Genomic DNA, 19884 nt, shown 5'->3' with positions numbered 1-19884 from the left:
ATCGCAGCCTTCGGCAGCTCCTACAGGGAATGACTGTGTAGGAGCTGCCGCAGGCTGCGATCTTTCTACTGCTTACGCGGGCTAAGAACCATCTGCGCCGGTACGGTGCGCACAATCTGCTTCTCGATCTTCAGCTCAAAATCCGGGTTCAATTTCTTGACCCGTTTTGTCAGCAACGTCGACAACCATGGATAGTCATTCGTCCGTGGTGCCTGAATGGTCACCCCACACTCGTAATTCACCACGTCAGCGGCGATCGCATCCAGTTGCCGGCGAAGTTTGCGGCTATCGGTGATATTCAGCGCCACCGTGGTGCTCTCGGCGGTCGGATCGATCACCTTGGCTTTCGGCTTGGCTTCGGCGGCCAGCAGTGCAGCTTCAGCCTTCTCCAGCTCAGCCTTGCGCGCTTCAGTGATGGCGCCATTCACGCCACCGGTCAGCGCCGGTGCTTTCGGCATCAACGCACGGGCACGGCTCAACGCTGTGGCGGCGGCATTCACATCCCCCTTCTGCAGCACGATCTGGCTGCGACGCAGATACGCCTCGGCCAATTGCCGCTGGTATTGCTCAAGGGATGCGTCGTTTGGGGTTTCTTTCTGCAAAGCAGCCAATTGGTCTTCGGCAGTGGCCAGTTCGCTGCTGGCCAGGTTTTGCTCCAGCTGTGCGATGGCCGTAGCCCGCGCATCGGGGACTTCAGCCACCGGCGGCGTGCTTTGGCAGGCGCCCAGTAGCACTGAAAATGCGACAAGGAGCAGATAACGGGAGGCGAACGGCTTCATTCCTGCGACTCTCTAATTGCGCAAAAAGCGGCCAAGTCTACACCCCACGACGGGGCAGAACAAAACTCAACAGAAACAGTGCGGCCGCCGTCACAACGATTGACGGCCCGGCTGGGGTGTCCTTGAACCACGACAGCGCCAGCCCGCCACATACGGCGAGCATGCCCAGCAAGCTCGCGCCGAGTGCCATCTGCTCCGGCGAACGGGCGTGACGCTGTGCCGCAGCCGCCGGGATGATCAACAGCGACGTAATCAGCAACACACCGACTATTTTCATCGCCACCGCGATCACCACTGCGATCAACAGCATCAGCGCCATGCGCAGGCCCGCAACCGGCAGGCCTTCGACCTTGGCCAGTTCTTCGTGCACGGTAATCGCCAGCAATGGCCGCCACAGTGTCACCAGCAACACCAGCACCGCCGCACTGCCACCGAGGATCCACGCCAGATCAGTCGGGCTGATCGCCAGCAGGTCGCCGAACAGATAGGCCATCAGGTCGATCCGCACTTCATGCATGAAGCTTAGTACCACCAGGCCAAGAGAGAGCGTGCTCGGTGCGAGAATTCCCAACAGCGTGTCAGACGCCAGCGGTTGACGCTGTTGAAGGGTTACCAGCAGCACCGCCAGCAGCAGGCAGCCAACGGTCACCGCAACGGTCGGGCTGACATCCAGCAGAAAGCCCAGCGCCACACCGAGCAACGCGGCGTGGGACAGGGTGTCGCCGAAATAGGCCATGCGCCGCCAGACCACAAACGAACCGAGCGGACCGGCCACCAGTGCCAGCGCCAGACCTGCAAGCAGGGCATACAACAGAAAATCAGCCATGCTTGCAGTTGTCTCCATGAACGTGAGGTTGGCCAACAACTGGCCCTTTGACTACCGAACCGTGCAGGTCGTGAGCGTGGTCGTGATGGTGGTGATAGATCGCCAGGCTCTGCGCGTTCTTGCCGAACAGCTCGACGAACGCCGGATCGCCGCTGACCTGCTCGGGATGCCCGGAGCAGCAGACATGACGGTTGAGGCAGACCACCTGATCGGTGGTGCTCATCACCAGATGCAAATCGTGGGACACCATCAGCACGCCGCAGCCGTGGCGGTCGCGCAGACGGGTGATCAGGCTGTAAAGCTCGGCCTGGCCGGCAACATCAACACCCTGCACCGGCTCGTCGAGCACCAGCAATTCAGGCTCGCGCAGCAAGGCCCGAGCGAGCAGCACACGCTGCATTTCACCACCGGAAACGCTTTGCACCGGGCTGTCGATGACGTGTTCGGCACCCACTTCTTTCAATGCGGCCAAGGCACGCGGACGATCAACGCCCGGCACCAGCCGCAGAAAGCGCAGTACCGACAACGGCAACGTCGGATCAACGTGGAGTTTTTGCGGCATGTAGCCAACGCGCAGTTTCGGCTTGCGCCAAACGCTGCCGCTGTCCGGTTTCAACAGGCCAAGCACGGCGCGCACCAAGGTGGTCTTGCCGGCACCGTTGGGGCCGATCAGGGTGACGATCTGCCCCGGTTCGACGCTCAGCTCGATGTTGTCCAGCACAGCCTGCCCGGCAAACGTGACGGCGACCTGTTCCAGACGAATCAGCGCATTGCTCATCAAGCCCCCTGGCAACCGGAGCACAGGCCGACGACTTCGACGGTCTGCGCTTCGACGATGAAGCCAACGTCTTTGGCGCTGTTGATGATCGCGTCGCTGATCACTTTTTGCTCAAGTTCGATGGCGGCGTGGCAATCGCGGCAGATCAGGAACTGGCCCTGATGCGCGTGCTCCGGGTGCACGCAGCCAACGAAGGCGTTGAGCGAGGAGATGCGGTGCACCAGGCCGTTTTCCAGGAGGAAATCCAGCGCGCGATACACGGTTGGCGGCGCGGCGCGGCGGCCGTCCTGCTCGCTGAGTACCGCGAGAATGTCGTAGGCGCCCAGCGGCTTGTGGCTCTGCCACACCAGTTCCAGTACCCGGCGGCGCAACGCGGTCAGGCGCAAGCCCTTCTGGGCGCACAAGGTATCGGCCTCGGACAAAGCGCTGTGCACGCAATGTGAGTGGTCGTGGGGACGGCTGGCAATCGGTGTAATAGGCATGGGCGGCGACGAGTTTTGATAGAGACGTTATTATGTTACCCGTTCTCGCCTCCTTGAGTGGTCATCGTGTCCCGACTTTTTTCTGTTTTTGTGGCTTTTGTCGCCAGTTTTCTGCTGATCGGTTCGGCTCAGGCCGAGGTCAAAGTGCTCACCAGCATCAAACCGTTGCAGCTGATTGCAGCGGCGGTGCAGGACGGTGTGGCGATTCCCGAAGTGCTGCTGCCACCGGGTGCTTCGCCGCACAATTACGCCCTGCGCCCATCCGACGTACGGAAGGTGCAATCGGTCGATCTGCTCTACTGGATCGGCCCGGACATGGAAGGTTTCCTGCCGCGCGTGCTGAACGGTCGTACGCTGCCGAGCGTCGCGGTGCAGGACCTGCCCGGGATGAAACTGCGTCGTTTTGCTGAGGACAGCCATTCCCACGCCGAAGACGCCGACGAGCATGATCACGATCACCGCCCGGGTACGCTGGATGCGCATTTGTGGTTGTCGCCGGTGAACGCACGGGTGATTGCCGACAAGATGGCGGCAGACTTGAGCGCTGCCGACCCGGCCAACGCCGAGCGTTATCAGAGCAATGCCAAGGCGTTTGACGCGCGTCTGGATGCGTTGGATCAGCGTTTGAAGCAGCGTCTGGCCAGCGTTGAAGGCAAGCCGTACTTCGTCTTCCACGAGGCGTTTGATTACTTTGAAGAGGCTTATGGCCTGAAGCACACCGGCGTATTCAGCGTGGCTGCCGAAGTGCAGCCGGGCGCGCAGCATGTTGCAGCGATGCGCAAGCGCTTGCAGGAAGTCGGCAAGACCTGTGTGTTCAGTGAGCCGCCGTTGCGCCCGCGCTTGGCCGAGACTTTGGTGGCCGGGCTGCCGGTGAAACTAGCTGAGCTGGATGCGTTGGGCGGGTACACCCCGGCGACGGCTCAGGGTTATGAGCAGGTGTTGGAGAAGTTGGGTAACGATCTGGCCGGGTGCCTGGAATCTCTGTAAACCCATAGAAAAAGATCGCAGCCTTCGGCAGCTCCTACAGGTAATCCCATGTAGGAGCTGCCGAAGGCTGCGATCTTTTGATCTTAAAGCGCGAAAGGCAAAGGTGTATTGACCTGCTGCCGCTGCGCCAAGCGCTGTTCAAACTCCTGCGGATCGTGAATCAACACGTCCTGCCCGGCAAACTGCTCCGCCGCGATCAACCGCGACAGCCAGAACCGCACACACGCCACGCGCAGCATGGTCGGCCACAACTCAGCCTCCGACGCCGTGAACGGGCGCAACGCCGCATAGGCGCCGAGAAACGCGCGGGCTCGCGGTCCATCGATCAAACCGTCCTCGTCCGAACACCAGTCATTCAAGGCAATCGCCACGTCATAGAGCATCGGCCCCGAGCAAGCGTTGTAGAAGTCGATCAGCCCGGTCAGGTGCGTGCCTTCGAACATCGCGTTATCGCGAAACAGGTCGGCATGAATATTCGCCCGCGGCAGCGCGAGGATCTTCTCTTTGCGCTCGGTGATTTCATCCAGCGCCTTTTGTAGCAGCACACGCGGTTCATCACTCAGGTGCGAGAGAAACTCCGTGCCCTCCTCCAGCATCCAGTCCAGACCACGATCGGTCTTGCGCTTGATCATGCGCTCGCCCTGGGTCGCCAGGTGCAGATGCGCCTGCAATTCGCCGACCTGCGCGCAATGCTGAGCATTGGCGACTTTGATGTGCTTGCCGGACAGGCGCGGTTGCAGCAGCGCCGGTTTGCCTTTCAGCTCACGCAACGCCACACCGTCGGTGGTGCGCAGTGCGTACGGCACCGGCAGATCGGCTTCGTGGAGCACGTCGAGCAGGTCGATGAAGAACGGCATCTCCTGCACCGGACCGCGCTCGACCAGGGTCAGGACGAACTCGCCTTGCTCCAGGCTGATAAAGAAGTTGGTGTTTTCGCTGCCGGCGGCGATCCCCTGGAAATCAAGCAGACGGCCAAGCCCGTAAGGGGCGAGAAAGGTTTCCAGCTCGGGCCGAGCCAGGGGAGTGAACACAGACATGTTTTAACTGCCAGTACGGGCGCCGCCAATTGCGGCGCCGAGTGAATTAAAAATCTACTTCCATTCGAAAATCTTCCACGACGGAATCAGCATATCCGGCTGATCCGAGCGGATGAAGTTTGCATCCGTCCCGTCTGCACGCACCAGAAAGTAGGGTGGTGCGCCCTTCGGCGTGACTTTGATCGCGTACAGGAACCCGTTTTGACGATACTCCTGAATCGTCTTGTCGCCTTCCGTGCGAATGGTGACTTCAGGATCTCCCGACGGCGCATCATCCGCCGCCATCGCGGCCAACGGCGAGGCAGCAATCAGACCGACCAGCAGCAAGCGATTTAACGTACGCATGATAACCTTGTCCCTTTGTCGTCAACGGTCCCGCTATTCTAGCGCCGGACCCGCCGAAAAGGTTGATCCTGCTCATGAGCCAAGCCCCCCTCGTCCTGGTGGACGGTTCGTCTTACCTGTACCGCGCGTTTCACGCGCTGCCACCACTGACCACCTCCAAAGGCCTGCCGACCGGTGCGGTCAAAGGCGTGCTGAACATGCTCAAGAGTCTGCGCAAGCAGTACCCGGACAGCCCGTTCGCCGTGGTGTTCGACGCCAAGGGCGGGACATTTCGCGATGAAATGTACGCCGAATACAAAGCCAACCGCCCAAGCATGCCCGACGACATGCGCGTGCAGATCGAGCCGCTGCACCAGAGCGTGATCGCCCTCGGTTTCCCGCTGCTGTGCGTGGAAGGCGTCGAGGCTGACGATGTCATCGGCACCCTCGCCCGCAGCAGCGCGGCGGCGGATCGCCCGGTGGTGATCTCCACCGGCGACAAGGACATGGCGCAACTGGTCGATGGCCACATTACCTTGGTCAATACCATGTCCGGTAGTTCGATGGACGTGGAAGGCGTGAAGGAGAAATTCGGCGTCGCACCGGAGCAGATCATCGATTATCTGGCGCTGATGGGCGATTCGTCCGACAACATTCCCGGCGTTCCGGGCATTGGCCCGAAAACCGCGTCCGGCCTGTTGGTCGGGGTCAACGGCGGCCTCACCGAGCTGTACGCCAATCTCGACATCGTCCCGACCCTGCCGATTCGCGGCGCGAAAACCCTGCCGGCCAAGCTTGAAGAACACAAGGAGATGGCGTTCCTCTCCTATCAACTGGCGACCATCAAGGTCGACGTGCCGCTGGACGTCGAACTCGACGATCTGCAGATGGGCGCGGAAGACCCGGCCAAGCTCTACGAGCTGTACACGCTGCTCGAATTCAAAAGCTGGATCAATGATCTGGATCGCGACGCCAAACGTCTCGAATTGAGCGCAGCCAGCGAGCCTGCGCCGGCCGCCGATCTGTTCAGCGCGCCAGCAGAGGAAGCGCCCGCCGCGCCTGCTGAAGCCGCGTACGAAACCATCCTCGATCAGGCACGTTTCGACGTCTGGCTGGAAAAACTCAACAACGCCAAACTGTTCGCCTTCGATACTGAAACCACCGGCATCGACGCGCAGCAGGCGCAACTGGTCGGCCTGTCGTTCGCCGTGCAGGCCAACGAAGCCGCGTACATTCCGCTGACCCACTCTTACATCGGCGTGCCGGAACAGCTGGATCGCGACACCGTACTGCGCGCACTCAAGCCGATTCTGGAAGACCCGAGCAAGCTCAAGGTCGGCCAGCACGCCAAGTTCGACATGAACATCCTCGCCAACTGCGCCATCGGCGGCGATCAGAACAACGGCATCACCGTGCGCGGTATCGCCTTCGACACGATGCTTGAGTCCTACGTGCTCAACTCCACCGCCACCCGTCACGACATGGACAGCCTCGCGCAGAAGTACCTGGATCACACCACCGTGAGCTTCCAGGACATCGCCGGCAAAGGCGCCAAGCAACTGACCTTCGACCAGATCGCGCTGGAACAGGCCGGCCCGTACGCCGCCGAAGATGCCGACATCACTCTGCGTCTGCACCAGACTTTGTTCGAAAAGCTCAGCGCCATCCCGAGTCTGGCCAGCGTGCTGACCGACATCGAGATTCCGCTGGTGCCGGTTCTCGCGCGCATCGAACGCCAAGGCGCGTTTGTCGACGCAGCCCTGCTCGGTGTGCAGAGTATTGAGCTGGGCGACAAGATGGTCGCGCTGGAGCGCGAAGCCTTCGAGATCGCCGGGGAAGAATTCAACCTTGGCTCGCCGAAGCAACTGGGCGTGATTCTCTACGAAAAACTCGGCCTGCCGGTACTGAAGAAGACCGCCAAGGGTCAACCGTCCACCGCTGAAGAAGTGCTGGCGAAACTCGCTGAAGACGATCACCGCTTGCCGAAGGTGCTGATGGAGCACCGTTCGATGAGCAAACTGAAGAGCACTTACACCGATCGCCTGCCGGAGCAGATCAACCCGCGCACCGGGCGGATCCACACTTCGTATCACCAGGCTGTGGCGTCGACCGGGCGTTTGTCCTCCAGTGATCCGAACCTGCAGAACATCCCGGTGCGCACCGCTGAAGGTCGACGCATCCGTCAGGCGTTCGTCGCGCCAAAGGGCTATAAATTGCTGGCGGCGGACTATTCGCAGATCGAGCTGCGGATCATGGCGCACCTGTCCAAGGACGAAGGCCTGATGAATGCCTTCCGCAACAATCTCGACGTGCACACCGCGACCGCTGCTGAAGTGTTCAAGGTTGAGCTCAACGAAGTGAGCTCGGACCAGCGCCGTGGCGCCAAGGCGATCAACTTCGGTCTGATTTACGGCATGGGCGCGCAGAAGCTCGGCAAGGACATCGGCGTCGACACCAAGACGGCCAAGGCTTACATCGATACCTACTTCGCCCGCTATCCAGGCGTTCGCGAGTACATGGATCGCACCCGCGCGCAGGCGGCGGATCAGGGTTATGTCGAGACGTTCTTCGGTCGTCGTCTGTACCTGCCGGAGATCAATTCGAACAAGCCGCAGGAACGCGCTGCCGCCGAACGCACAGCGATCAACGCGCCGATGCAGGGCACGGCTGCCGACATCATCAAGAAAGCCATGGTCGCGGTGGATAACTGGCTGGCGACTTCAGGGCTGGACGCCAGAGTCATTCTGCAGGTGCACGATGAACTGGTGCTGGAGGTTCGTGAGGATTTGGTCGAACAGGTCAGCGCCGAGATTCGCGTGCACATGAGCGAGGCGGCGAAACTGGATGTGCCGCTGCTGGTCGAAGTGGGGGTGGGCAACAATTGGGATGAGGCTCACTGAGCCTTTTGAACACGGTTTGCCGCGACCTGATGTCGCGGCAACGCCGGTAAAACCTGCTTATTTCGAAAAGCGCTTGGGATTATTCCAAAGCTTTTTGAAAAAAATCTGAACTAATCTGGAAGTACACCACTCAGAGATACTGAATGGCTGGTGAAGCCCTTCGATGCTCCTATGTTGTGTTAAGTGTTGGCAGATATCTGAACCCCGCCCTAGCGGTTCGGAACTTAAACCCCGGAATTTCTCCCTCCCCAATGAAATCCGGGGCTTTTTTTGCCTGAAAATTGGCTGTGGCACGCTCAGATTGCGTTGAAAGCACAGCTAAAAATGCTCATTTAGGTACCCTAAAGTCGAGCGCGACCCCGGCCGCTTTTCAGTGTGCTTTCGCCTTGCCTGAGCGCACCACAGCCAATTTTCTAATCCCTGTTTACTCAGCCGCCTCGGCGCCTTTGTCTGCCAGTTCCATCCAGCCGGCCAGTACAGTGTAGGCCTCTTCCAGGCCCATGCGTTTTGGTGCCGAGAACAGCTGGATGGTGACTTGATCGCCCCAGCCCTTGCGAATTTCCGACTGCACTTTGAGCAAGGTGTTCTTGGCTGCGCCGTAGGTCAGTTTGTCGGCCTTGGTCAGCAGGATGTGCATTGGCATGCCGGCCGCAACGGCCCAGTCGAGCATCAACAGGTCGAAGTCGGTCATTGGATGACGGATGTCCATCATCAGAATCAAACCCTTCAAACTCTCGCGGCCACCGAGGTACGCCTCAAGGTGACGCTGCCAGTGCATCTTCAGCGGGATCGGTACTTTTGCGTAACCGTAGCCCGGCAGGTCGACCAGACGGCGATCTTCGTCTAGCTTGAAGAAGTTCAACAGCTGTGTGCGACCCGGGGTTTTCGAGGTGCGCGCCAGGCTGGCGTGAGTCAGGGTGTTCAGTGCGCTGGATTTACCGGCGTTGGAACGACCGGCAAATGCCACTTCGAAGCCTTCGTCGTCGGGGCATTGATCGACTTTGGCGGCACTGAGCATGAACGTGGACTGTTGGCACAGGCCGAGGATGGGATTCTTGAGTTGCATGGGATTTCCGATGTGGGCGGCGCCGGGATTGGGCGCGGAACGCGGTGTCGCTTCCGTTTCAGTGACGCCAGTATATAATGCCGCAGATTTTGTGTGTGCTTTGTCCCAGCGTAGGATGAAGTTCACGAGAGCGACAGACCTTGATTGCGCATTAGAACGCAGAACGCTCTCAACCCTGAAAAGGTCGTTTTATGACGAAATGGCTGCTGGCTGCCGGAGTCTTGATGCCGCTTTACAGCGCACAGGCTACACAGGATCCGGAAGCTGTGTACAACCGTGTTTGTGGTGCCTGTCATTCCGGCCAACTACCCATGGCGCCCGAAAGAGGCGATCAGGAAGCTTGGACGCCGAGGTTGGCGAAAGGTATGGAGACGCTGGTGCAACACGTGACCCAGGGTTTCAAGGCGATGCCGCCGCGTGGTTTGTGCATGGACTGCAGTGCCGAGGATTACCAAGCCATCATCCTTTGGATGAGCGAGTAAACCCGGTCCATAACTTAACCCTTAGCCGTAGTTGGATTAGCTGATGAACAAATTGATCGTGAGTCTGCTGTTGACCGTGGGAATCTCAGGCTTCGCCCATGCTGCCGGTGATGCCGCAGCAGGCCAGGCAAAAGCCGCCGTTTGCGGAGCCTGCCATGGCCCGGACGGCAACAGCATGGCGCCAAACTTTCCGAAACTGGCCGGTCAAGGTGAACGCTACCTGACCAAGCAATTGCACGACATCAAGTCGGGCAAGCGCACTGTTCTGGAAATGACCGGCCTGCTGACCAACCTGAGCGATCAGGACCTGGCCGACATCGCTGCCTATTTCGCCAGCCAGCAAGGCAGCGTCGGCGCCGCCGATCCGAAGATCGTCGCTCGCGGTGAAGCCCTGTTCCGTGGCGGCAACCTGGAAAAAGGCCTGCCAGCCTGCACCGGCTGCCATTCGCCGAATGGCGCTGGCAACGCCGCCGCCGGCTTCCCGCACCTCGGTGGCCAACACGCTCAATACATCGCCAAGCAACTGACCGACTTCCGCAAGGAAGATCCGGCGGCCGGACGCAGCAACGACGGCGACGCGATGACCATGCGCACCATCGCCCGCAAGCTGAGCGACGAAGACATCGCCGCGGTCTCCAGCTACATTCAGGGCCTGCACTAAGGCCAGCGAAGGCCAGCGGATCGAGGTCTGCAGGGGGTGGACATCTCCTGCGATGTTAACGCTCGATTAATCCGTCACAGCAAGTATAAAAAGGGTGGCTTTGGCCGCCCTTTTTTGTGGCCGCTGCCGTTACACTACAGAACTCATGCCCGCCAGGATCTGTCTGAAAACAGGTCGCGCGAGGCGACCCAAATTGTCCAGGAGTAAAGCATGCGTAATCTGATCATCAGCGCCGCCCTCGTCGCTGCCAGCCTGTTCGGCGTGACCGCTCAAGCCGCCGAAGCCCCAGCCGCCCCTTACGTCGAGCTGGCCAACCCGGTACCGGTTGCAGAGCCTGGCAAGATCGAAGTGGTCGAGCTGTTCTGGTACGGCTGCCCGCACTGCTACGCCTTTGAACCGGTGATCAACCCATGGGTTGAGAAGCTGCCATCCGACGTCAACTTCGTGCGTATCCCGGCGATGTTCGGCGGCCCGTGGGATGCTCACGGTCAAATGTTCCTGACCCTCGAAGCCATGGGTGTCGAGCACAAGGTTCACGCCGCGGTTTTCGAAGCAATCCAGAAACAACACAAGAAGCTGACCGACAAGAACGACATGGCTGACTTCCTCGCCACCCAGGGCGTGGACAAGGACAAGTTCCTTGCCACCTTCGACTCGTTCGCCATCAAAGGTCAGATCGTAAAGGCTCGCGAACTGGCCAAGAAGTATGAAATCACTGGCGTGCCAACCATGATCGTCAACGGTAAATACCGCTTCGACATCGGCTCTGCCGGTGGTGCCGAGCAAGCGCTGCAACTGGCCGACCAACTGGTCGCCAAAGAGCGAGCGGCAACCAAGGCTGCAGCCAACTAAGCGCCGCCACCGCCATGCGCCGCTGGAAGTCCGAACGCATCGTTGGCCTGCATGATCCGCAGGTCAACGAGCATCACCTGGAGTCCACGGGCCTGCCCGCAGACCAGCGACTGCGTCTGCTCAGTTTCAATATCCAGGTCGGCATCAGCACCGAGCGCTATCGGCATTACCTGACCCGTAGCTGGCAGCACCTGCTGCCGCACAACGGCCGCTCAGGCAATCTGCAAAAGATCGGCGACCTGCTCGGCGACTTCGATCTGGTCGCCCTGCAGGAAGCCGATGGCGGCAGCCTGCGTTCAGGCTACGTCAACCAGGTCGAACATCTGGCCCAACTCGGCGCCTTCCCCTACTGGTATCAACAACTCAATCGCAACCTCGGTCGACTGGCCCAGCACAGCAATGGCGTGCTCAGTCGCCTGAAACCGTCGGCGATTGAAGATCATCCGCTGCCCGGCCCGAAAGGTCGCGGCGCGATTCTGCTGCGTTTCGGCGAAGGTCCGGAAGCGCTGGTGGTAGTGATGATGCACCTGGCCCTCGGCGCGCGCACGCGCAGCCTGCAACTGGCCTATATTCGTGAGCTGATCGGTGGCTATAAACACCAAGTGTTGATGGGTGACATGAACACCCACGCCAGCGATCTGCTACAACACTCTCCGTTACGCGATCTCGGCTTGCTGGCTCCGCAGGTGGAAGCGACTTTCCCCAGCTGGCGCCCGCAGCGTTGCCTTGATCATATTCTGCTCAGCCCGACCCTGACCCTGGAAAGAGTTCAAGTGCTGGCACAACCCATTTCCGATCACCTGCCGGTCGCGGTAGAGATTCGTCTGCCGGGTTCGCTCACGGCCGATGCATTGCCCGCGATGAGTCCTGCCCCTCGCGGAACCCTTGAATGAGCGACGAAGCCCAGCGCTGGAAAGAGAAGTACCTCAAAAGCATCGAACAGCAGGACAAACTCGAACGCCGCTGGGCCGCCAGGCTCGACTTGCTTCGACGTGGTCTGGTGCGCAGCACGCTGGCTGCCGAGGGCACCGACAAGGTCGTTGATCAGTGCATGAAAGAGATGCGCGATGTGGTGCGCACCGACGACATGGACGCAGGCCTCGCCGCCCTGCTGCCGCGCCTGGAAAAAGCCGTGCTCGATTCCGAGCAGCGCCGTGAAACCCGCATTGATCAAGTCAGCACCGCGCTGACCTCGCTGGTCACCCAGTTGCAGGCGTTGCCACTGCCGCGTGAAGTCGCCCAGCCGCTGAAGAAATTCGCCAAACAACTGGATGGTCGCGTCGGTTCCGCGCGGGAAATGCCATTGCTGCTGAGTGAGCTCAGCGGCTTGCAAAGCAGGGCATTGAGTCAGCTGGAAACGCCAGCCGAACCGGGACGTCCGGGATTGTTGCAGCGTTTGTTTGGGGCTCGTGACAGTGAAGAAGCGCCAGCTCCGAGCGCAGAAACGCCCGCGCAGGCGCAGGCGCAAGTAACGCGTGAAGTGCCAGCGCCTGCCGCGTCAGAAACCGGGCCAGAACCAGTGCCCGTGCCCGAGCAAGCTGCCGCAGTTTCGGAGCCGGTCATCACCGCTCCCATAATCAAACCACCCGCACCTGCGATCGAGGCCCGCTCGCCGCTCTCGGAGCCGCTGCCAGAAGCTGACGTGGTTGCATTTGAACCACCTCCCCTCGTCAGCGAAGAAGTGGCTGATACGGCTGTAGCGCCGTCCGTCGAGGCCAAAGCCGAAACCGTCATCGCGCCAAGTGCCGCCCCGACGCCGGCAATGGCCACCAGCTTCAACCCGGACGAATTGATCCACCCCGGCGACCCGACACCGCTGATCCTCGACAGCCTGCCCCTGCCTGAACCAATGGCGCAGGCCCTCGCAGCTATCGATCCGGAGCATTCCGAGCAAGACATTCTCTTCGCCCTGCCGGACTCCCCAGAGCCGTCGTACAGCTCCGTGGCCAAACACATCGAAGACACCCTGATCGGTCTGCTCGACGACCTGACCCTGCCCGAGCGCCACCGCCCGCAAGCCGAAGCGATGCGTGAGCGCCTCAAGCACGGCTTGAACTGGTATGAACTGATCCCGATCCTCGACGATCTCGCGACGTTGATGCTGGCGATCACTGACAGCGGTCAGCATGAATTCGAAGCCTATTTGCAACAGCTCAACGAACGCCTCGAAGCGTTCCAGAGCAATCTGCAAGCCGCCAGTGAAGGTCACGCCGATAACAGCTCGGCAGCGCGGGCCATGGACACTCAGATCCGCGAGCAGGTCGACGGTTTGCAGACCAGCGTGCAGGAAGCTGCGGATCTGGAAGACCTCAAGCACGTGCTGGAGAACCATCTCGAAGGCCTGCTCGGCACCATGGATCAGCACCAGAAGCAGCGCGACGCCCGCGAGCAGGAAGTCGCCACGCGGCTCAAAAGCCTGTCCGAGCGCGTAGCGCATATGGAACAGGAAGCCCAAGGTTTCCGCGAACATCTTGAAGTACAAAGACAGAAAGCCTTGATCGATCCGCTCACCGGCCTGCCCAATCGCGCCGCGTGGAGTGAACGCCTCGAGCACGAAATCCAGCAGTGGCAACAACACGGCAACACCCTGAGCCTGGCCATGCTCGACCTCGATCACTTCAAACGGATCAACGACAACTACGGCCATCTGGCCGGCGACAAGGTGCTGAAAATCATCGCCACCGTGCTGCGCAAGCGCCTGCGCGGCTCGGACTTCATCGCCCGTTTCGGCGGGGAGGAATTCGTTCTACTGATGCCAGCCACACCACCTGCAGTTGGCGCCAAACTGCTGGAGACCCTGCGCGCCGCGATCGAAGCGTGCCCGTTCCACTTTAAAGGCGAGCGAGTGACGATTACCCTTTCCATGGGATTGGCGACATTCCGAGCGGGAGAACATAGCGATCTGGTGCTGAAAAGAGCCGATCAGGCGCTATACCGGGCGAAAAACGCCGGACGCAACCGGGTCGAGCTGGGCTGAGCAAATTGTTCCATTTTGTTTAATTGCGCCCGCTGACCGTTGAGACGCAAGGCAGTACGTTACACTGTTGCATTATTGTCTTGCGTGTATTGCCCTCTGCCATGAAATTCTTTGCCCTTCTCGCTTCGCTGCTTGTCCTGGCCGGTTGCGCCAGCGGCCCGCGTTACGACACCAGCCACCCTTCGGCCAACCATGACAGTCGCATTCAGTTCGTGATCGTCCACTACACGTCGACGTCGCTGGAACGCTCGTTGCAACTGCTGACCCACGGCGAAGTCAGCAGCCACTACCTGATCGGCGACGACAAGGGCGGCACCATCTACAAGCTGATGGACGAAAACCAGCGCGCCTGGCACGCCGGTGAAAGCCAATGGCAGGGCCGCACCTGGCTCAACTCCAGTTCGATCGGTATCGAAATCGTCAATCCGGGCTTCAAGGACACGCCGACCGGGCGCCTGTGGTATCCGTACAGCGAAGCGCAAATTCAATCGCTGATCGTCCTGCTCAAGGACATCAGCAAGCGCAACGGCATCAGCCCGCGTCACATCATCGGTCACAGCGACATCGCCCCGCTGCGCAAACTCGATCCGGGCCCATTGTTCCCATGGAAGCGCCTCGCCGCTGAAGGCTTGGGCGTGTGGCCGAATGAAATGGCGGTCGCGCGCCAGCAAATGCTGTTCAACAGCGCCGAACTGCCGAGCATCAGCTGGTTCCAGGCGCAATTGGCGCATCTGGGCTACGACACCCCGCAGACCGGCGAACTCGACGTTGCGACACGCCACGTCCTCGCAGCCTTCCAGATGCACTTCCGCCCTTCGCGCTTCGACGGCACACCGGACGCGCAAACCGCAGCACTGCTGCTGGTCCTTAATCAGACAAAATAATGACGCCCGCCCGACGGTCAGGGCGAAATCGCAATCAGCAGCTATAACTCATTGGTAATTCTTCGGATATTCCATGATGGCTGCTACCCGAGAGACGCTGCGTAGCTGGTTCTTTCGCCCTTGGTTTTTGGCGATGATCGCGGCTGTCCTCAGTGCCAGCCTGTTGATCGCCGGCGGTTTGTTTGTCGCAATGCGTCAGGTCGAGCAACGTGAAAGCCAGGAAATGAATGCCCAAGGCGAACGATTCCTGGCCCGCCTCGAACAATTGTTCGGTCAACTGCGCGAAAGTCTCGACGACCTCGAAGCCCAACCTCTGCGCAGTTGTGACGACGAAATGATCGCTACCCTGCAGCAAGTCACCTTCAACTATCGCTTCGTTTATGAAGCCGCTTATATGGACGCCTCGCGGATCTGCTCCAACCGTCCGCGCCAGGAAGGTCTGTCCGTTGTTCGTGCGCCGGATATCAAAGGCCCGACCTACAGCTATTGGCTTAACACCACCACCGAACCCGATGAAAACCGTGCAGCGCTGATGTTGGGGCGCGGTAATTTTCGCGTCGCTACCTCCCGGGGGCACCTGACCGATATGGTCGATCTGTCGCCCGGCAGCAGTCTGTTGGTGGTGCTGGACCATGGCACTCGAGCCATTCCGGTACTGGGCAAAGAACAGGTCTGGCCACCCACAGAGCAATGGCCGCCGAAAAGCCGCGACGCCTTGCAGGTGACGCACACGCGGCTGATCTATCGCATGCCCACCGACAACCCCGAATATCAGTTGGTATTGATCACACCGCGTACCGGCATGCACATCCCCGCTGTCTGGTGGTGGATGATCCCGGTCTGCCTGGTGGCCGGCGCCATTGTCGGTTTTCTGGTGTTTCTGTTGGCGCGTCAGCGCCAATCGCTGGATGCCGAATTGCACGGCGCCATCCGCCGTGGCGAGCTGCAGGTGCTCTACCAACCGATCTTCGACCTCGACAGCCGTAACTGCGTCGGCGCCGAAGCCTTGCTGCGCTGGCGTCGCCCAGATGGCACGCTGACCAGCCCCGACCTGTTCATCCCGATGGCGGAGAACACCGGGCAGATCCGCCAGATGACCGATTTCGTCCTCCAGCGCCTGCTGGAGCAGTTGGGCCAGTTGCTTCGGGCCAACCCGCAACTGTATATCTCGGTGAATCTTGCGGCTTGCGACGTCATGGTGCCGCGCATCGGGCAAGTCATGGCGCGGCTACTGACGTTGCACCGGGTGGCCGCGCGGCAAATCGCCTTCGAAGTCACCGAACGTGGTCTGATTGATGTGGTGGTGGCGCGGGAAAACCTGCAAGCCCTGCGCGATGTCGGCCATCAGGTGCTGATCGATGACTTCGGCACCGGCTATTGCAGCCTCGCCTACCTGCAAACCCTGCCGGTGGATTGCCTGAAAATCGACAAGGCCTTTATTGATGCGCTCGGCCACGATGCGGCGAGCAGCGGCGTCGCCCCGCACATCATTCACATGGCGCAGGCGTTGGACTTGAAGGTGATTGCCGAAGGCATCGAGCTGGAGTCGCAAGCCGAATTGCTCAGCAGTGAAGGCGTCAAGTTCGGGCAAGGCTGGCTGTTCGCCCATGCCCTGAGCGCGGTGCAGTTCATTGAGCTGATCACCCGAGGGCGGCGCCTCACCGGGCGACGCATGGACGACGAAGCCTAAACTGTCAGCGCCATATAGAACTGCGTGCCCTGCCCCGGCCGCGAGTAAACGCCCATCCGCCCGCCGTGTAGCTGGACGATTTCCTTGCACAGCGCCAGGCCAAGACCGGCGCCGCCCTTCTTGCGTCCGACCTGCACGAACGGCTCGAAGATGCGCCCCTGCTGGCCGTAGGCAATACCTTCGCCATTATCTTCAACACTGATGATCACCCGCTCGCCATGGCGTCGCGCCTGCAACCGTATCTGGCCGTCGCGGGCGGTGTGGCGCAGGGCGTTGTCGATCAGGTTGTCGAGGACGCGGTCGAGTTGGGCCTGATCGGCTTGCAACCGGGGCAATGGCCCCTGCACTTCGACATTCAGTGCGATGCCTTTGCCCAGCGCAAAATCTGCAAAGCGAAGTCGCGCCTGTTCCAGCAGATCTTCGATGGAACACGGCGCCAACGTCAGTTTCTGCAGACCGTTCTGATAACGCGAGAAGTTGAGCAGGTCATTGATCAACTGCATCAGGCGCTGCATTTCTTCGTTCACGGTGTCGAGCAGGTCCGCCTCGCGCGACTCCGCTGGAAACTTCGCCCGTTCACGGAACAGGCCGAACGCCATATGCATGCCGGTGACCGGCGTGCGCAGCTCGTGAGAGGCGCGCAGGACGAACTCGCTGCGCACCCGCTCGAAAGCGCGCTGCTCGGTGACGTCGTGCAAGACCATCACTGCGCCGAGAATGTGGCCCTGGGTGTGACTGACCGGCGTCAGGCTGTAGGTCAGCAGGCGCGATTCGCCGTCGACCTCGATACTCAAATCCTCCGGCGCACGCTCCAGAGAGCCGCCGCGCAGCACCAGTTGCAACTGCGCGTCCAGTTCCGGGCGCCCCAGCGCCGTCCCCAGTCCTTGGCCGAGACGGTCATCTTCCCAGCCCAATTGGCGCTGAGCGACTGGGTTGAGGTGTTCCAGATGTCCTTGGCGGTCAATCATCAACAAGCCGTCATCGATACTGTCGAGTACCGCCTGCAAGCGTTGCTGACCGGCAAGCAATTCGTCGACGTTGGTTGCCTGATGCTCACGCAGCGCTTCGGCCATCAGCCCGAAACGCTTGGTCAACTGATTCATTTCCATTGCCGAAGAGATCGGCAGGGTCACTTCAAAATTGCCTTGGCCAATATTGTCCGCCGCTTGCGCCAGCGCTTCGATCGGCGCGCCAAATCGCCGGGCGATACCGTGAGCAGTGACAAATCCGATGATCAACACAGCCAGTCCCACCAGCCCGAGCAGGCCCGCGACGAGGAGCGCCCGGTCGCGGGCGGCGTGTTGTACCGCGTTGATGTTATCGAGGGCATGTTTGTGTTCAGCGATCAGGCCGTTGCGCAAGGTGTTGAAGCGCTCCCGGAAGTCGGCGCTGCTGCCCATTGAACTGGCCGGGTCATGCGACAAATCGAAGGCTTGCAGAAAGCGGAGGTAATCCGCTTTGGCCTGACTGAAACCGTACTGTCGACCATCGCCCTCCTGTTCTTGAGCGATGCCTTCGTCGAGCAATTGGAAGTAATGCTGTTTCGACGCTTCGAAAGCGACCGGGTCAGGTTTTTCCGCCAGCATGATGATCAATTGATCACCCAGCGTCTGTCGCAACTTGAGGCCCAGATCGAGGGTGACGAAGTTACTGCGCACCAATGCCTCTTGAGTGCCGGCCATCTGCATCACACTGACCAGCCCGAGCAGCAGCCCGAGAAGGGCCACGGTGATCAGCGCGGAAATGCTCAAGAACAAGCGGGTCCGCAACTTCATCGCCAGTTTCATCGCCCGGCACTCACAGGTTGTACTGCTTGCGCTTGCGATACAGGGTCGAGGCGTCGATACCCAGGGTTTTTGCCGCTTGATCCAGCGTGCCGGCAGTGGCGAGAACCGCGCCGATATGGGCTTTCTCCAATTCGTCGAGACTCAATGCCGCACCGACTCTTGGCGCATTGTTGGCCGGTTGCTCGGCCATGCCCAAGTGGGTGATCTCGACGCGTTCTTGCGGGCAGATGATGCTCGCCCGCTCAACCACGTTGCGTAACTCACGAATGTTGCCTGGCCAGCGGTAACCGAGCAGCGCCTCGCGAGCCTCGTCGCTGAAACCCCGCGCCGGACGTGCGTACTCTTTGACGAAACGGGCGAGGAAGCGGTCGGCCAGCGTGAGAATGTCCTCGGCGCGCTCGCGCAGGGGCGGCAGGTGAAGGGTGATCACGTTGAGGCGATAGAGCAGGTCTTCACGGAAGCGGCCGTCACGCACCATGTCTTCCAGATTGAGGTTGGTTGCAGCAAGGATGCGCACATCGGCGCGGCGGGTGACCGGATCCCCTACCCGCTCGTATTCCTTGTCCTGAATGAAACGCAGCAACTTGGGTTGCAATGTCAGGGGAAAATCGCCGATCTCGTCGAGAAACAGCGTACCGCCGTCGGCCTGATTGACTCGACCCAGCGTACTTTCGCTAGCGCCGGTGAACGCGCCACGGCTGTGACCGAACAGCTCGCTTTCCATCAATTCCGCCGTCAACGACGGGCAATTGATGGTTACGCAGGATTTTTTCTCGCGCTTGCTCCAGCCGTGAATCGCTCGGGCCAGCTCACCTTTACCGGTGCCGGACTCGCCAAGGATAAGAATGTTGGCATCGGTGCTCGCGACCTGGCGGGCCGTCTCCAGTACGACTTTCATCGCCGGGCTGTGCGAGTCGAGACCGTCTTTCGGCTTGCGGATCTCGCCTTCAAGGGCTTCGAGGCGCGCCGACAGTTGGCGCACTTCAAGTTGTTTGGCGGTGGCCAGACGCAACTGATCCGGGCTGCACGGCTTGACCAGATAATCGGCGGCGCCGGCCTGAATCGCATCAACGGCCGTATCGACAGCTGAATGCGCGGTGACGATCACTACGCGCATCCATGGCGCCTGAATGCGCATTTGCGCCAGTACGTCGAGACCGTTGTCCTCGCCCAAGCGCAAATCCAGGAAACACAGGTCAAAGACCTGACGCTGCAGCAGGGCATCGGCCTGAGCCGCGCTGTTCGCTGTGGCGACCGTATAGCCCTCGTCTTCGAGGCAATAACGGAACGTACGCAGGATGGCGGATTCGTCGTCCACCAGCAGAATGCGGCCTTGATGCTCAGTGGCAGATTCCATTTTTCCTACGCTCCA

At 60.5% G+C, this 19884-nt stretch carries 18 protein-coding genes; 9 read left to right on the top strand and 9 right to left on the bottom strand.

Going from position 1 to position 19884, the window contains the following annotated elements; genetic code table 11:
• Positions 1 to 65: 65 nt before the first annotated feature.
• The 4 genes from AK821_RS11495 to AK821_RS11480 are packed head-to-tail and all read right to left on the bottom strand — an operon-like array spanning position 66 to position 2865.
• Positions 66 to 779, bottom strand: coding sequence for a PA5502 family lipoprotein (locus AK821_RS11495; protein ID WP_064389736.1), 714 nt, complete (start codon positions 777 to 779; stop codon positions 66 to 68).
• A gap of 37 nt (positions 780 to 816) precedes the next feature.
• On the bottom strand, positions 817 to 1605 hold the full coding sequence (znuB, locus tag AK821_RS11490; RefSeq protein WP_016986450.1) for a zinc ABC transporter permease subunit ZnuB: 789 nt from the start codon (positions 1603 to 1605) through the stop codon (positions 817 to 819).
• Complete coding sequence (gene znuC / locus AK821_RS11485) at positions 1598 to 2383, bottom strand: zinc ABC transporter ATP-binding protein ZnuC (RefSeq protein ID WP_064389735.1); 786 nt, start codon at positions 2381 to 2383, stop codon at positions 1598 to 1600. Before znuC ends, znuB begins: the two co-directional genes overlap by 8 nt.
• Positions 2383 to 2865, bottom strand: coding sequence for a Fur family transcriptional regulator (locus AK821_RS11480; RefSeq protein WP_007911760.1), 483 nt, complete (start codon positions 2863 to 2865; stop codon positions 2383 to 2385). Before AK821_RS11480 ends, znuC begins: the two co-directional genes overlap by 1 nt.
• A 66-nt stretch (positions 2866 to 2931) precedes the next feature.
• Here AK821_RS11480 and AK821_RS11475 point away from each other — a divergent pair, with 66 nt between their 5' ends.
• A complete protein-coding gene (locus AK821_RS11475) occupies positions 2932 to 3852 on the top strand; it encodes a zinc ABC transporter substrate-binding protein ZnuA (RefSeq protein WP_082355434.1) in 921 nt (306 codons plus the stop codon).
• 83 nt (positions 3853 to 3935) lie between these two features.
• Here the strand turns inward: AK821_RS11475 and AK821_RS11470 are convergent, their stop codons facing one another.
• Positions 3936 to 4889 carry a homoserine kinase gene (locus tag AK821_RS11470; RefSeq protein ID WP_064389733.1) on the bottom strand — a complete coding sequence of 318 codons (954 nt, stop codon included), beginning with the start codon at positions 4887 to 4889 and terminating at the stop codon, positions 3936 to 3938.
• Positions 4890 to 4943: 54 nt separating this feature from the next.
• Positions 4944 to 5234, bottom strand: a complete 291-nt coding sequence (locus tag AK821_RS11465; RefSeq protein WP_064389732.1) for a DUF2782 domain-containing protein — start codon at positions 5232 to 5234, stop codon at positions 4944 to 4946.
• A gap of 74 nt (positions 5235 to 5308) precedes the next feature.
• On the opposite strand from AK821_RS11465, the gene polA reads away from it, so the two are divergent.
• Positions 5309 to 8113, top strand: a complete 2805-nt coding sequence (polA, locus tag AK821_RS11460) for a DNA polymerase I (RefSeq protein WP_064389731.1) — start codon at positions 5309 to 5311, stop codon at positions 8111 to 8113.
• A gap of 424 nt (positions 8114 to 8537) precedes the next feature.
• Here the strand turns inward: polA and yihA are convergent, their stop codons facing one another.
• Positions 8538 to 9179 (bottom strand): ribosome biogenesis GTP-binding protein YihA/YsxC, encoded by a 642-nt coding sequence (gene yihA, locus AK821_RS11455; RefSeq protein WP_064389730.1) that lies wholly within the window; start codon positions 9177 to 9179, stop codon positions 8538 to 8540.
• Between the two features lie 191 nt (positions 9180 to 9370).
• Between yihA and AK821_RS11450 the strand changes: the two genes are divergently transcribed.
• The 7 genes from AK821_RS11450 to AK821_RS11420 all read left to right on the top strand — a co-directional run bounded on the left by AK821_RS11450 (position 9371) and on the right by AK821_RS11420 (position 16725).
• Positions 9371 to 9661 carry a c-type cytochrome gene (locus tag AK821_RS11450; protein ID WP_034152239.1) on the top strand — a complete coding sequence of 97 codons (291 nt, stop codon included), beginning with the start codon at positions 9371 to 9373 and terminating at the stop codon, positions 9659 to 9661.
• Between the two features lie 43 nt (positions 9662 to 9704).
• Positions 9705 to 10322, top strand: a complete 618-nt coding sequence (locus AK821_RS11445) for a c-type cytochrome (protein ID WP_064389729.1) — start codon at positions 9705 to 9707, stop codon at positions 10320 to 10322.
• Positions 10323 to 10532: 210 nt separating this feature from the next.
• Positions 10533 to 11174 (top strand): thiol:disulfide interchange protein DsbA/DsbL, encoded by a 642-nt coding sequence (locus AK821_RS11440; RefSeq protein ID WP_053125396.1) that lies wholly within the window; start codon positions 10533 to 10535, stop codon positions 11172 to 11174.
• A 14-nt stretch (positions 11175 to 11188) separates the two neighbouring features.
• Entirely contained in the window at positions 11189 to 12067 is an 879-nt protein-coding gene (locus tag AK821_RS11435) for an endonuclease/exonuclease/phosphatase family protein (protein WP_064389728.1), read from the top strand.
• Positions 12064 to 14151, top strand: coding sequence for a GGDEF domain-containing protein (locus AK821_RS11430; protein WP_064389727.1), 2088 nt, complete (start codon positions 12064 to 12066; stop codon positions 14149 to 14151). Before AK821_RS11435 ends, AK821_RS11430 begins: the two co-directional genes overlap by 4 nt.
• A 101-nt stretch (positions 14152 to 14252) precedes the next feature.
• The gene (locus tag AK821_RS11425) at positions 14253 to 15035 is read left to right on the top strand and encodes an N-acetylmuramoyl-L-alanine amidase (RefSeq protein ID WP_064389726.1); all 783 of its coding nucleotides are present in this window, start codon (positions 14253 to 14255) and stop codon (positions 15033 to 15035) included.
• A gap of 76 nt (positions 15036 to 15111) precedes the next feature.
• Positions 15112 to 16725 carry an EAL domain-containing protein gene (locus tag AK821_RS11420; RefSeq protein WP_177330946.1) on the top strand — a complete coding sequence of 538 codons (1614 nt, stop codon included), beginning with the start codon at positions 15112 to 15114 and terminating at the stop codon, positions 16723 to 16725.
• Here the strand turns inward: AK821_RS11420 and AK821_RS11415 are convergent.
• Entirely contained in the window at positions 16722 to 18512 is a 1791-nt protein-coding gene (locus tag AK821_RS11415) for a KinB sensor domain-containing domain (protein ID WP_064389724.1), read from the bottom strand. The two genes, AK821_RS11420 and AK821_RS11415, sit on opposite strands and share 4 nt — an antisense overlap.
• Before the next feature lie 10 nt (positions 18513 to 18522).
• Positions 18523 to 19869, bottom strand: a complete 1347-nt coding sequence (gene algB, locus AK821_RS11410) for a sigma-54-dependent response regulator transcription factor AlgB (RefSeq protein ID WP_064389723.1) — start codon at positions 19867 to 19869, stop codon at positions 18523 to 18525.
• Between the last annotated feature and the right edge of the window lie 15 nt (positions 19870 to 19884).

The sequence above is a fragment of the Pseudomonas sp. RIT-PI-r genome (assembly GCF_001297015.1).
GTDB lineage: Bacteria > Pseudomonadota > Gammaproteobacteria > Pseudomonadales > Pseudomonadaceae > Aquipseudomonas.
Note: the sequence above shows the minus strand (reverse complement) of the source record. Positions and strands in the feature narration are given on the sequence as shown.